General features: G+C 52.7%; 14 protein-coding genes. 13 read left to right on the top strand and 1 reads right to left on the bottom strand.

Translation table 11 applies throughout. The features are described from left to right. Positions 1-370 precede the first annotated feature (370 nt). The 8 genes from metK (at position 371) to ruvX (ending at position 7,616) form a co-directional block, all read left to right on the top strand. The gene (gene metK / locus OGX95_RS11740; RefSeq protein ID WP_005123306.1) at positions 371-1,525 is read left to right on the top strand and encodes a methionine adenosyltransferase; all 1,155 of its coding nucleotides are present in this window, start codon (positions 371-373) and stop codon (positions 1,523-1,525) included. A 401-nt stretch (positions 1,526-1,926) separates the two neighbouring features. Beyond that, positions 1,927-3,321, top strand: coding sequence for a galactose/proton symporter (galP, locus tag OGX95_RS11735; protein ID WP_286629531.1), 1,395 nt, complete (start codon positions 1,927-1,929; stop codon positions 3,319-3,321). A gap of 77 nt (positions 3,322-3,398) precedes the next feature. Beyond that, complete coding sequence (locus OGX95_RS11730; protein ID WP_286629530.1) at positions 3,399-3,896, top strand: SprT family zinc-dependent metalloprotease; 498 nt, start codon at positions 3,399-3,401, stop codon at positions 3,894-3,896. An 82-nt stretch (positions 3,897-3,978) separates the two neighbouring features. After that, positions 3,979-4,686, top strand: a complete 708-nt coding sequence (gene endA, locus OGX95_RS11725) for a deoxyribonuclease I (RefSeq protein ID WP_286629529.1) — start codon at positions 3,979-3,981, stop codon at positions 4,684-4,686. A gap of 75 nt (positions 4,687-4,761) precedes the next feature. After that, positions 4,762-5,493: a 16S rRNA (uracil(1498)-N(3))-methyltransferase gene (gene rsmE, locus OGX95_RS11720; protein WP_286629527.1), complete on the top strand. Its 732-nt coding sequence runs from the start codon at positions 4,762-4,764 to the stop codon at positions 5,491-5,493. 19 nt (positions 5,494-5,512) lie between these two features. After that, positions 5,513-6,460 carry a glutathione synthase gene (gene gshB / locus OGX95_RS11715; RefSeq protein WP_271455076.1) on the top strand — a complete coding sequence of 316 codons (948 nt, stop codon included), beginning with the start codon at positions 5,513-5,515 and terminating at the stop codon, positions 6,458-6,460. 176 nt (positions 6,461-6,636) lie between these two features. Continuing rightward, positions 6,637-7,200, top strand: coding sequence for a YqgE/AlgH family protein (locus OGX95_RS11710; RefSeq protein WP_286629526.1), 564 nt, complete (start codon positions 6,637-6,639; stop codon positions 7,198-7,200). Further along, positions 7,200-7,616, top strand: coding sequence for a Holliday junction resolvase RuvX (gene ruvX, locus OGX95_RS11705; protein ID WP_286629525.1), 417 nt, complete (start codon positions 7,200-7,202; stop codon positions 7,614-7,616). Before OGX95_RS11710 ends, ruvX begins: the two co-directional genes overlap by 1 nt. Here ruvX and OGX95_RS11700 read toward each other — a convergent pair. Beyond that, positions 7,613-8,593: a type IV pilus twitching motility protein PilT gene (locus OGX95_RS11700; RefSeq protein WP_286629524.1), complete on the bottom strand. Its 981-nt coding sequence runs from the start codon at positions 8,591-8,593 to the stop codon at positions 7,613-7,615. The genes ruvX and OGX95_RS11700 overlap by 4 nt on opposite strands. 17 nt (positions 8,594-8,610) lie before the next feature. Between OGX95_RS11700 and OGX95_RS11695 the strand changes: the two genes are divergently transcribed. Genes OGX95_RS11695 through hemW form a run of 5 tightly spaced genes read left to right on the top strand, consistent with a single transcriptional unit; the run spans position 8,611 to position 11,917 of the window. Then, a complete protein-coding gene (locus tag OGX95_RS11695) occupies positions 8,611-9,315 on the top strand; it encodes a YggS family pyridoxal phosphate-dependent enzyme (RefSeq protein WP_286629523.1) in 705 nt (234 codons plus the stop codon). An 18-nt stretch (positions 9,316-9,333) separates the two neighbouring features. Next, positions 9,334-9,900, top strand: a complete 567-nt coding sequence (locus tag OGX95_RS11690) for a YggT family protein (protein WP_286629522.1) — start codon at positions 9,334-9,336, stop codon at positions 9,898-9,900. Continuing rightward, on the top strand, positions 9,897-10,187 hold the full coding sequence (gene yggU / locus OGX95_RS11685; RefSeq protein WP_271441195.1) for a DUF167 family protein YggU: 291 nt from the start codon (positions 9,897-9,899) through the stop codon (positions 10,185-10,187). The genes OGX95_RS11690 and yggU overlap by 4 nt, the downstream gene beginning before the upstream one ends. Before the next feature lie 7 nt (positions 10,188-10,194). Further along, entirely contained in the window at positions 10,195-10,788 is a 594-nt protein-coding gene (locus OGX95_RS11680) for an XTP/dITP diphosphatase (RefSeq protein ID WP_286629521.1), read from the top strand. Further along, on the top strand, positions 10,781-11,917 hold the full coding sequence (gene hemW, locus OGX95_RS11675; RefSeq protein ID WP_286629520.1) for a radical SAM family heme chaperone HemW: 1,137 nt from the start codon (positions 10,781-10,783) through the stop codon (positions 11,915-11,917). The genes OGX95_RS11680 and hemW overlap by 8 nt, the downstream gene beginning before the upstream one ends. Positions 11,918-12,019 lie beyond the last annotated feature (102 nt).

The raw sequence follows: 12,019 nt of genomic DNA, 5'->3' as shown, positions 1-12,019 counted from the left end.
CATGAGTAAGTGACTGGGGCGAGCGAGGAAGCCAACGCACATGCAACTTGAAGTATGACGGATATGAGCCGCGCGCCGCGTTTTATACCGATAAGAAGATCAAAAAGCAAAAGATAAATGCACACATTGCCAGCACCGTCAGGAAAAATTTCCAGTTACATTTTCAGTACAATGCGACCTTAATCAAAAAAAGCTGGAAATCAGGCGATGAAGTATCCTAAAATAGCCATCCAGATGTTAATCCATCTATACCGATTAACACTCAGACTGCCAGTGTCCGTCATCTGCAGACTCATGGTAGAATCTTCTACACATGGCTATTCCACTCGACAGTTTGAGCTAACAAAATATTCCTTAGGTGAAATTAAATATGGCAAAACACCTTTTTACGTCCGAGTCCGTATCAGAAGGGCATCCTGACAAAATCGCTGACCAAATCTCTGATGCCGTGCTGGATGCAATCCTCGAGCAGGATCCGAAAGCGCGCGTCGCCTGCGAAACCTATGTCAAAACCGGTATGGTTTTAGTTGGCGGTGAAATCACCACCAGCGCATGGGTCGATATCGAAGAGATCACGCGTAATACGGTTCGCGAAATCGGTTATGTGCATTCCGACATGGGCTTTGACGCTAACTCTTGCGCAGTTCTGAGCGCTATCGGTAAGCAGTCCCCGGATATCAACCAGGGTGTTGACCGCGCGGATCCGCTGGAACAAGGCGCTGGCGACCAGGGCCTGATGTTTGGTTATGCAACCAATGAAACCGACGTGCTGATGCCTGCGCCAATCACCTACGCGCATCGTCTGGTACAACGTCAGGCTGAAGTACGCAAAAACGGTACTCTGCCGTGGCTGCGCCCGGATGCAAAAAGCCAGGTCACTTTCCAGTATGACGACGGTAAAATTGTCGGTATTGATGCCGTGGTTCTGTCGACTCAGCATGCTGAAGATATCGACCAGAAATCTCTGCAAGAAGCTGTCATGGAAGAGATCATCAAGCCGGTACTGCCGACCGAATGGCTGACCGCTGCGACCAAATTCTTCATCAACCCGACGGGTCGTTTTGTGATCGGCGGCCCAATGGGCGACTGCGGTCTGACCGGTCGTAAAATCATCGTTGATACCTACGGCGGCATGGCCCGTCACGGTGGCGGTGCATTCTCCGGTAAAGATCCGTCTAAAGTTGACCGTTCTGCGGCATACGCTGCACGTTATGTGGCAAAAAATATCGTCGCTGCAGGTCTGGCAGACCGTTGTGAGATTCAGGTTTCCTACGCTATCGGTGTAGCTGAACCAACCTCTATCATGGTTGAAACCTTTGGTACCGAAAAAGTACCTTCAGAACAGCTAACCCTGCTGGTGCGCGAGTTCTTCGATCTGCGTCCATACGGCCTGATTCAGATGCTGGATCTGCTGCACCCGATCTACAAAGAAACCGCAGCATACGGTCACTTTGGTCGTGAACATTTCCCATGGGAAAAAACCGACAAAGCGCAACTGCTGCGTGACGCTGCCGGTCTGAAGTAATTTACTGAAGACTGTCCGCTTATTAAGACCAGCCTCGTGCTGGTCTTTTTTTATTCCCCAATTTACCCCCAATACCTCGTCACCTGAACAATACAGTGAACCCTCTCTTTCAAAAATAATGAAAGCGATTACATACCACCGATTTTCTATCCACAACGAGTTAACATCTCTTTTCCGCCGCGCCTGCATCACTGTTACATTACTTTTCAGGATTGCCTTAATTTCAGGCAATCAGCCATATTTAATCGCACTGTAAAATGTTAATTTTCAAATAGTTAATTAATAATCATGATGAATGTTAGTGTAACCGATTACACTAATGTGATGTGATTCGCATTTTTTTACCCCGTACTCACCTACCCTTAACATCAACAAAACTAGTTACCCAACCGGAGGGCATCATGCCTGACTATAAAAAAGCGGGGCGTTCCAACAAAGCCATGACATTCTTTGTCTGCTTCCTTGCAGCCCTGGCAGGATTACTTTTTGGCCTGGATATCGGTGTTATTGCTGGTGCTTTACCTTTCATCACCGATGAGTTCCAAATTACTGCACACACTCAGGAATGGGTGGTGAGCTCCATGATGTTTGGTGCAGCAGTCGGTGCTGTCGGTAGCGGCTGGCTCTCTTTCAAACTGGGTCGTAAAAAAAGCCTGATGATCGGCGCCATCCTGTTTGTTGCCGGTTCACTGTTCTCCGCAGCGGCGCCTAACGTGGAAGTACTGTTGGTTTCTCGCGTACTGTTGGGTCTGGCTGTCGGCGTTGCGTCTTACACCGCGCCGCTTTATCTGTCCGAAATCGCGCCGGAAAAAATTCGTGGCAGCATGATCTCCATGTATCAGTTGATGATTACCATCGGGATCCTTGGTGCCTACCTGTCCGATACCGCGTTTAGCTACAGTGGCGCATGGCGCTGGATGCTGGGCGTGATCATCATCCCGGCTTTGTTACTGCTGGTGGGCGTTATCTTCCTGCCAGACAGTCCGCGCTGGTTCGCGGCTAAACGTCGCTTTGTCGATGCCGAGCGCGTCCTGTTGCGCCTGCGTGATACCAGTGCAGAAGCTAAGCGCGAGCTGGATGAGATTCGTGAAAGCCTGCAGGTAAAACAGAGTGGCTGGGCGCTGTTTAAAGAAAATAGCAACTTCCGTCGCGCGGTATTCCTGGGCGTACTGTTACAGGTGATGCAGCAGTTCACCGGGATGAACGTCATCATGTACTACGCGCCAAAAATCTTTGAACTGGCGGGTTATACCAATACCACTGAACAGATGTGGGGGACCGTCATCGTTGGTCTGACTAACGTGCTGGCCACCTTTATCGCCATTGGTCTGGTTGACCGTTGGGGCCGTAAACCTACTCTGATCCTCGGCTTTATCGTCATGGCTGTCGGTATGGGCGTACTGGGCACGATGATGCACGTGGGCATTCACTCTGCCACCGCCCAATACTTCGCGGTGCTGATGCTGCTGATGTTTATTGTTGGCTTCGCCATGAGTGCCGGTCCGCTGATTTGGGTACTGTGCTCTGAAATTCAGCCGCTGAAAGGCCGCGATTTCGGTATCACCTGCTCTACCGCAACCAACTGGATAGCCAACATGATTGTCGGCGCAACCTTCCTGACGATGCTGAACTCGCTGGGCAGTGCCAACACCTTCTGGGTCTATGGTGGTCTGAACGTATTGTTCATCTTCCTGACCCTGTGGCTGATTCCGGAAACCAAAAACGTCTCTTTGGAACACATCGAACGTAATCTGATGAAAGGTCGTAAACTGCGCGAAATTGGCGCACACGATTAATCACCTCATTGCTTCCTCCCGCCGGGAGGAAGCCTTCCTCTTGCAGTCCCTTCCCTGTCGCACTATCCTCTGGCGTTATGAAAACCTCCCGTCTTCCCATCGCTATCCAGCAAGCCGTTATGCGCAGCCTGCGGGAAAAACTCGCACAGGCCAATCTTAAGCTCGAGCGTAATTACCCGGAACCTAAGCTGGTGTACCAACAGCGCGGCACCGCTGCAGGCACCGCGTGGTTACAAACCTACGAAATCCGCCTCAATCCGGTACTGCTGATGGAAAATGTCGACGCGTTCGTGAATGAAGTCGTTCCACATGAACTGGCGCATTTGCTGGTGTGGAAGCACTTTGGCCGCGTACCGCCACACGGCAAAGAGTGGAAATGGATGATGGAGAGCGTGCTGGGCGTTCCGGCCCGACGCACGCATCAGTTTGAACTGCAATCCGTACAGCGTAAGACCTTTACCTACCGCTGTAAGTGCCAGGAACACCAACTGACGGTCCGCCGCCATAACCGCGTTGTACGCGGTGAAGCCACCTACCGCTGCGTCCACTGCGGTGAGCCGCTGGTTGCAGAATAATCAGGAACTTTTCTGCTCTAACTGATTGCATACAGGAATAACTTTCGCTACGTTGCGGGCTCGTTTTGACACGGAGTTCGTGATGTACCGTAATCTTTCTTTTGCAGTGGCCATCTTAGCCGCTGCGTTTTCAGGCCCGGTTTTCGCCGAAGGCATCAACAGTTTTTCTCAGGCAAAAGCAGCGGGCGTCAAAGTTAACGCCGATGCGCCAGGCGATTTCTACTGTGGTTGTAAAATTAACTGGCAAGGCAAAAAAGGGGTCGTGGACCTCGAATCCTGCGGCTACAAAGTGCGAAAAAATGAAAACCGAGCCAGCCGAATTGAATGGGAACACGTAGTACCCGCCTGGCAATTTGGTCATCAACGCCAGTGCTGGCAGGACGGCGGACGTAAAAACTGCGCCAAAGATCCGGTCTATCGCAAGATGGAAAGTGATATGCACAACCTGCAGCCGGCGGTGGGTGAAGTCAATGGCGATCGCGCTAACTTCATGTACAGCCAGTGGAACGGCGGCGAAGGCCAATATGGACAATGCACCATGAAGGTCGATTTCAAAGAGAAAGTTGCCGAGCCGCCAGCCCGTGCCCGTGGCGCCATTGCACGCACCTATTTTTACATGCGCGACCAGTACAACCTGACGCTTTCCCGCCAACAAACCCAGCTTTTTAATGCCTGGAATAAGCAATATCCGGTGACCGACTGGGAGTGTGAACGTGATGAACGTATTGCGAAGGTACAGGGGAACCATAACCCATACGTGCAACGCGCTTGCCAGGCGCAAAAGAGCTAACCTACACTAGCGTCAATATTTTTAACCCATGCCCTGCCGTTTTGTCGGCCAGGGCCATGACGCGGATGGTTAACTATGCGCATTCCCCGCATTTATCACCCTGAACCACTCTCCTCCGGCAGCCAAATTTCACTGTGTGAAGATGCCGCCAACCATATCGGCCGCGTGCTGCGTATGGGGCCAGGCCAGGCGCTACAACTGTTTGACGGCAGTAATCAGGTTTTTGACGCCGAAATCACCCATGCCAGTAAGAAAAGCGTGGACGTGAAGGTCATTAACGCTGAACTCGACGACCGTGAATCACCGTTGCATATCCATCTTGGACAAGTCATGTCACGTGGCGAAAAAATGGAATTCACTATCCAGAAATCGATCGAACTGGGTGTAAGCCTCATTACGCCACTTTTTTCTGAGCGCTGCGGCGTTAAACTGGACAGTGAACGCCTGAACAAGAAACTCCAGCAGTGGCAGAAAATTGCCATTGCCGCCTGCGAACAGTGCGGTCGTAACCGGGTACCTGAAATTCGCCCGGCAATGGATCTGGAAGCATGGTGCGCCGAACAGGACGAAGGGTTGAAGTTGAACCTGCACCCACGTGCCAGCGCCAGCATTAACACACTGCCGCTACCCGTAGAGCGTATCCGCTTGCTGATTGGCCCGGAAGGTGGGCTGTCGGCAGATGAAATTGCCATGACCGCACGTTATCAATTTACTGATATCCTGTTAGGACCTCGCGTTCTGCGTACAGAGACAACTGCGCTCACCGCCATTACCGCGCTACAGGTGCGTTTTGGTGATCTGGGCTAAAGCCTAAATGGAGAAGAACATGATCAAGCTCGGCATCGTGATGGATCCCATCACAAGCATCAACATCAAGAAAGATTCCAGCTTCGCTATGCTGCTGGAAGCACAACGTCGTGGTTATGAACTTCACTATATGGAGATGGCCGATCTTTATCTGATCAATGGGGAAGCCCGCGCCCGTACGCGTACTCTGAGCGTCGAGCAGAACTACGACAAATGGTATGAGTTCAACAACGAACAGGATCTTCCGCTGGCAGATCTGGACGTCATCCTGATGCGTAAGGACCCTCCGTTTGATACTGAGTTCATCTACGCAACCTACATTCTGGAACGTGCAGAAGAGCAAGGGACGCTGATCGTTAACAAGCCGCAAAGCCTGCGTGATTGCAACGAAAAGCTGTTCACCGCCTGGTTCGCCGACCTGACACCAGAAACGCTGGTCACGCGTAACAAAGCGCAGCTGAAAGCCTTCTGGCAAAAGCACAACGATATTATTCTCAAACCGCTGGACGGCATGGGCGGCGCATCCATCTTTCGTGTGAAGGAAGGCGATCCAAACCTCGGCGTCATTGCCGAAACGCTGACCGAGCACGGTACCCGCTACTGCATGGCGCAGAACTATCTGCCAGCAATTAAAGACGGCGACAAGCGTGTCCTGGTAGTCGATGGCGAACCTGTACCGTATTGCCTGGCGCGCATTCCGCAGGGTGGGGAAACCCGAGGTAACCTGGCTGCCGGTGGTCGTGGCGAACCGCGCCCATTAACCGACAGTGACTGGGAAATTGCCCGTCGCATTGGACCAACGCTGAAAGCCAAAGGTCTGATCTTTGTCGGACTGGATATCATTGGCGATCGCCTGACGGAAATTAACGTCACCAGCCCAACCTGTATTCGTGAAATCGAAGCGGAATTCCCGGTCTCTATTACCGGAATGCTGATGGATGCCATTGAGGCTCGTCTACAGAAGTAAATACGTTACCGGATGGCAACGCCTTCGCGCCTTATCCGGTCTGGAATTGCACCCCGCAGGCCGGATAAGGCACCCCCTTCATCCGGCAACGCTATTTTCAGAGGGTGACATCTTCTCGCTTTGCCCACATACTGGGCGCTGTTGCTTTTTTGAACCAGGAAACAGAACCTCTGACAATGAATTTACAGCATCACTTTCTTATTGCCATGCCTGCTCTCCAGGATCCTATTTTCCGCCGTGCTGTGGTGTACATCTGTGAACATAATGAGAACGGTGCGATGGGGATTATCGTCAATAAGCCCCTGGAAAACTTACAGATTGAAGGGATTCTGGAAAAGCTGAAGATCGCGCCTGAAGGACGCGATCCTTCCATCCGTCTGGATAAAGCAGTGATGCTCGGCGGCCCGTTGGCGGAAGACCGCGGATTTATTCTGCATACCCCGCCCGCCCGTTTTGCATCCAGTATCCGAATTTCTGATAACACCATCATCACGACATCCCGCGATGTTTTAGAAACCTTAGGCACCCAGGAACAACCGTCCGAAGTGCTGGTCGCATTAGGATATTCATCCTGGGAAAAGGGCCAGCTTGAACAAGAACTGTTGGATAACGCCTGGCTCACCGCCCCCGCCGATCTCAACATTTTGTTTAAAACACCGATCGCCGATCGCTGGCGCGACGCTGCAAAACTTATCGGCATAGATATTTTGACCATGCCTGGCGTGGCGGGACATGCATAATGAGCGAAACGTTACTCTCGTTTGATTTTGGTACCAAAAGCATTGGCGTGGCGGTTGGTCAACGTATTACCGGCACAGCCAGACCCCTACCAGCTATCAAAGCTCAGGATGGTACGCCGGACTGGAATTTGATTGAACGCCTGCTAACAGAGTGGCAACCAGATGAAATCATCGTCGGTCTGCCGCTCAATATGGATGGTACTGAACAACCCCTGACCGCGCGCGCACGTAAGTTTGCTAACCGCATTCACGGTCGCTTTGGCGTTACCGTAACGCTGCACGATGAACGCTTGAGCACCGTCGAAGCCCGCTCTGGCCTGTTTGAGCAGGGTGGATACCGCGCGCTGAATAAAGGCAAAGTCGACTCCGCTTCTGCCGTGGTCATCCTCGAAAGCTATTTCGAGCAGGGCTACTAAAGCCGCCCCTGCGCCTGTCGCTGTTGATAACTTTGAGCAAAGGTCTGCATACCTGCCTGTTGCCCGGTTTGTATCACACCGGGTAGCTGATGGTTCTTTCCTTCGCGGATCAGGTTGCCAACGGCGGGTGTGTTGACGAGAAGTTCAAATAGAGCCACCCGTCCGCCCTGCTTATCTTCTTCCAGTTTCTGTGAAAGCACTGCCCGCAGGCTATCCGCCAGTTGACTACGCACGGGATCTTTCTCTGATGCCGCAAAGGTATCTACGAGCCGCGCAATGGCTTGTGCAGCCCCACGCGTGTGTAGCGTTGCCAGCACCAGATGTCCCGTTTCCGCCGCCGTTAATGCCAGCCGGATGGTTTCAATATCGCGTAATTCACCTAATAAAATGATATCCGGATCTTCCCGCAAGGCCGCACGTAGCCCGGTGGCAAAAGAAACGCAGTGTACGCCGACTTCTCGCTGCTGGATCAGACTGCGCTGGCTGGTATAGCGGAACTCAATGGGATCTTCCAACGTAAGTATGTGCCCCCCAACATGTTGATTAAGGTGCTCCACCATCGCAGCCAACGTGGTCGATTTTCCGCTACCCGTAGCGCCCGTAACCAGAATTAACCCATTTTCACTGTGCAGCAGGTCAGGAATGAGCGCGGGCGTCTGGAGTTCGTCTAACTGAGGGCAGGCAAGTGGCAGCAGCCTCAGTGCCAGCGAAACCCCTTGCAGGTGGGCAAATGCGCTGGCGCGTAAACGCCGGGAATTCTCCAGTGTCATTGCAAAATCAATTTGCCCCTGCTCACGCCACTGTACCTGCTGTTGGTCATTGAGCCAGTACATCAGCAGCGTCTCTACGTCCGGCGTAGTAAATGGCGCGATTTCGACCTTTCCCCGTATGCGCCAACGCGCAGGCCATGCATTGCACAGGTGTAGATCCGACACGTTATGCTTTACACTAAGGGCCACTATTTCTTCCATATTCATATGAACATCCTCGGAAAATGAACGATATCGCGCATAACCTGGCACATGTCCGGGACAAAATCTCAGCCGCCGCGACGCGTTGCGGGCGGTCTTCAGAAGAAGTTACATTGCTTGCAGTCAGTAAAACCAAACCTGCGAGCGCCATCGAAGAAGCCATCGTCGCGGGGCAACGCGCCTTTGGCGAAAACTATGTTCAGGAAGGCGTGGATAAGATCCGCTACTTCAAAGAAAGCGGTATTGAAGGTCTGCAGTGGCACTTTATCGGTCCACTGCAGTCCAACAAAAGCCGTTTGGTGGCTGAACATTTTGACTGGTGTCATACAATCGACCGTCTGCGTATCGCGACTCGCCTGAGCGAACAACGCCCGGCCGATCTGCCGCCGCTAAATGTACTGATTCAGATAAATATCAGCGATGAAAACAGCAAGTCAGGGATTCCGCTTGCTGAGCTTGATGCGCTGGCCGCCGATGTCGCCGCACTACCACGTATAACCCTACGTGGGCTGATGGCGATCCCGGCGCCAGAGTCAGATTATGTAAGGCAGTTTGAAGTTGCACAGCAAATGGCTGTAGCATTTGCCGGGTTGAAAACGCGCTACCCAGATATCGACACCCTCTCACTGGGGATGTCTGATGATATGGATGCCGCCATTGCGGCGGGTAGCACAATGGTGCGCATTGGCACTGCCATTTTTGGTGCTCGTGATTACACAAAAAATTAAGGAAAACTAAGGAACACCATGAATACGTTGACCTTCCTGCTCTCAACGGTAATTGAGCTGTATACCATGGCGCTGCTATTGCGCGTGTGGATGCAGTGGTCTCGCTGCGATTTTTATAACCCGTTCTCACAGTTTATTGTGAAAATCACCCAGCCCATTATTGGGCCGTTACGCCGCATTATTCCACCGATGGGGCCGATTGACAGCGCATCGTTAGTGGTGGCATTAATTCTCAGCTTTATCAAGGCCATCGTGCTGTTCAAAGTGGTGACGTTCCAGCCAATAATCTGGATCGCCGCGGTGTTGATCGTCCTGAAAACAATCGGACTGCTGATTTTCTGGGTACTATTAGTGATGGCAATCATGAGCTGGGTCAGCCAGGGCCGCAGCCCTGTGGAGTACGTACTGATTCAACTGGCGGACCCGTTGTTGCGTCCTATCCGTCGTATCCTTCCGGGAATGGGTGGGATCGATTTCTCTCCGATGATCCTGGTTCTGCTGCTCTATGTCATTAACATGGGGATCGCGGAAGTTTTACAGGCGACGGGCAATATGTTGCTGCCGGGGCTGTGGATGGCGCTATGAGTGCCGTGACACCCTGCGATGACGGTCTGGTTTTACGGCTCTACATTCAGCCAAAAGCCAGCCGTGACAGTATTGTAGGTTTACATGGCGACGAAATAAAAGTCGCCATTACTGCCCCGCCAGTCGACGGGCAAGCGAACAGCCATCTGGTGAAGTTTCTCGGCAAACAGTTCCGCGTAGCGAAAAGCCAGATCGTCATTGAGAAGGGCGAGCTTGGCCGTCATAAACAGGTTAAAATCATTCATCCGCAACAGATCCCGCCAGAAATAGCGGCGCTAACTGATTAGGTATCCCATGCAAAAAGTTGTCCTCGCGACCGGCAATGCCGGTAAAGTGCGTGAACTCGCCTCTCTTCTGAGCGATTTCGGCCTTGATGTCGTTGCCCAAACGGATCTTGGCGTTGATTCCGCTGAAGAAACCGGCCTGACGTTTATTGAAAATGCCATTCTGAAAGCACGCCATGCCGCGCAAATCACCGGGCTTCCTGCTATTGCCGATGATTCTGGTCTGGCGGTAGACGTGCTGGGCGGCGCGCCAGGTATCTATTCAGCACGCTATTCCGGTGAAGATGCGACTGACAGACAAAACCTGGAAAAGTTGCTGCATACTTTGCAGGATGTGCCCGACGAGAAGCGCCTGGCGCAATTCCACTGCGTACTGGTTTATATGCGCCACGCAGATGATCCGACCCCTATTGTTTGCCACGGAAGCTGGCCGGGCGTAATCACCCGCGAACCTGCCGGTACCGGTGGTTTTGGCTACGATCCTATCTTCTTTGTGCCGTCTGAAGGGAAAACCGCGGCAGAACTGACCCGTGAGGAGAAAAGTGCGATCTCCCACCGCGGACAGGCGCTGAAGCTGCTGTTGGACGCCCTGCGTAATGGTTAAGCTGCCACCGCTAAGTCTGTATATTCACATCCCGTGGTGCGTGCAGAAATGCCCCTACTGTGATTTCAACTCGCATGCGTTGAAGGGCGAAGTTCCACATGACGACTACGTGCAACATCTGCTGAGCGATCTGGATACCGAGGTGACGCACGCTCAGGGACGTGAAATAAAGACGATCTTTATTGGTGGCGGCACGCCGAGCCTGCTCTCTGGCCCGGCGATGCAAACGCTGCTGGACGGCGTGCGTGCGCGCCTGAATCTGGCGGCAGATGCAGAAATCACGATGGAAGCGAACCCCGGAACCGTCGAAGCCGATCGTTTCGTCGATTATCAACGCGCCGGGGTCAACCGGATATCTATTGGTGTACAGAGCTTTAGCTCCGCCAAGCTCGAACGTCTGGGACGTATCCACGGACCAGAAGAAGCCAGACGTGCCGCGCACCTGGCGAATGGTCTGGGGCTACGTAGCTTTAACCTCGATCTGATGCACGGTCTGCCGGACCAAACGCTGGAGGAGGCGCTGGGCGATTTGCAACAAGCTATCGCGCTGAATCCGCCGCATCTCTCCTGGTATCAACTGACTATTGAACCCAACACACTGTTCGGATCTCGTCCTCCCGTATTACCAGACGATGACGCGCTGTGGGATATTTTTGAGCAAGGCCACCGGTTGCTGACCGCCGCCGGGTATCAACAGTACGAAACCTCAGCCTATGCTAAGCCGGGCTATCAGTGTCAGCACAACCTGAACTACTGGCGCTTTGGTGACTATCTTGGCATTGGCTGCGGCGCACACGGTAAAGTCACCTTCCCGGACGGGCGGATCCTGCGCACCACCAAAACGCGGCATCCACGCGGCTATATGCAAGGACGCTACTTAGAAAGCCAGCGTGATGTCGCTGAGGCCGATAAGCCGTTCGAGTTCTTTATGAACCGTTTCCGGTTACTGGAAGCCGCACCACGCGCTGAATTCACACAATATACCGGGCTTCGCGAAGATGTTATTCGTCAACAGATTGAAGAGGCTATCGAGCAGGGATATTTGAGCGAGTGCGATGAGTACTGGCAGATTACCCAGCACGGTAAGCTGTTTTTGAATTCGCTGCTGGAGCTGTTTCTGGCGGAGTGATAGCTGGTGAACGTAGGCCTGATAAACGTAGCGTCATCAGGCAATTTGTTGGATGGCGGCTGCGCGTTATCCGGTCTACGAAAGACCAGGACGCAGCCACCT

The organism is Citrobacter sp. Cu233 (assembly GCF_030332225.1).
Lineage (GTDB): Bacteria > Pseudomonadota > Gammaproteobacteria > Enterobacterales > Enterobacteriaceae > Citrobacter.
Note: the sequence above shows the minus strand (reverse complement) of the source record. Positions and strands in the feature narration are given on the sequence as shown.

Bases quoted from the DNA above. Each gene is read 5' to 3' on its own strand.
- metK (WP_005123306.1), top strand. From the start codon at position 371: ATGGCAAAACACCTTTTTACGTCCGAGTCCGTATCAGAAGGGCATCCT.
- galP (WP_286629531.1), top strand. From the start codon at position 1,927: ATGCCTGACTATAAAAAAGCGGGGCGTTCCAACAAAGCCATGACATTC.
- OGX95_RS11730 (WP_286629530.1), top strand. From the start codon at position 3,399: ATGAAAACCTCCCGTCTTCCCATCGCTATCCAGCAAGCCGTTATGCGC.
- endA (WP_286629529.1), top strand. From the start codon at position 3,979: ATGTACCGTAATCTTTCTTTTGCAGTGGCCATCTTAGCCGCTGCGTTT.
- rsmE (WP_286629527.1), top strand. From the start codon at position 4,762: ATGCGCATTCCCCGCATTTATCACCCTGAACCACTCTCCTCCGGCAGC.
- gshB (WP_271455076.1), top strand. From the start codon at position 5,513: ATGATCAAGCTCGGCATCGTGATGGATCCCATCACAAGCATCAACATC.
- OGX95_RS11710 (WP_286629526.1), top strand. From the start codon at position 6,637: ATGAATTTACAGCATCACTTTCTTATTGCCATGCCTGCTCTCCAGGAT.
- ruvX (WP_286629525.1), top strand. From the start codon at position 7,200: ATGAGCGAAACGTTACTCTCGTTTGATTTTGGTACCAAAAGCATTGGC.
- OGX95_RS11700 (WP_286629524.1), bottom strand. From the start codon at position 8,593: ATGAATATGGAAGAAATAGTGGCCCTTAGTGTAAAGCATAACGTGTCG.
- OGX95_RS11695 (WP_286629523.1), top strand. From the start codon at position 8,611: ATGAACGATATCGCGCATAACCTGGCACATGTCCGGGACAAAATCTCA.
- OGX95_RS11690 (WP_286629522.1), top strand. From the start codon at position 9,334: ATGAATACGTTGACCTTCCTGCTCTCAACGGTAATTGAGCTGTATACC.
- yggU (WP_271441195.1), top strand. From the start codon at position 9,897: ATGAGTGCCGTGACACCCTGCGATGACGGTCTGGTTTTACGGCTCTAC.
- OGX95_RS11680 (WP_286629521.1), top strand. From the start codon at position 10,195: ATGCAAAAAGTTGTCCTCGCGACCGGCAATGCCGGTAAAGTGCGTGAA.
- hemW (WP_286629520.1), top strand. From the start codon at position 10,781: ATGGTTAAGCTGCCACCGCTAAGTCTGTATATTCACATCCCGTGGTGC.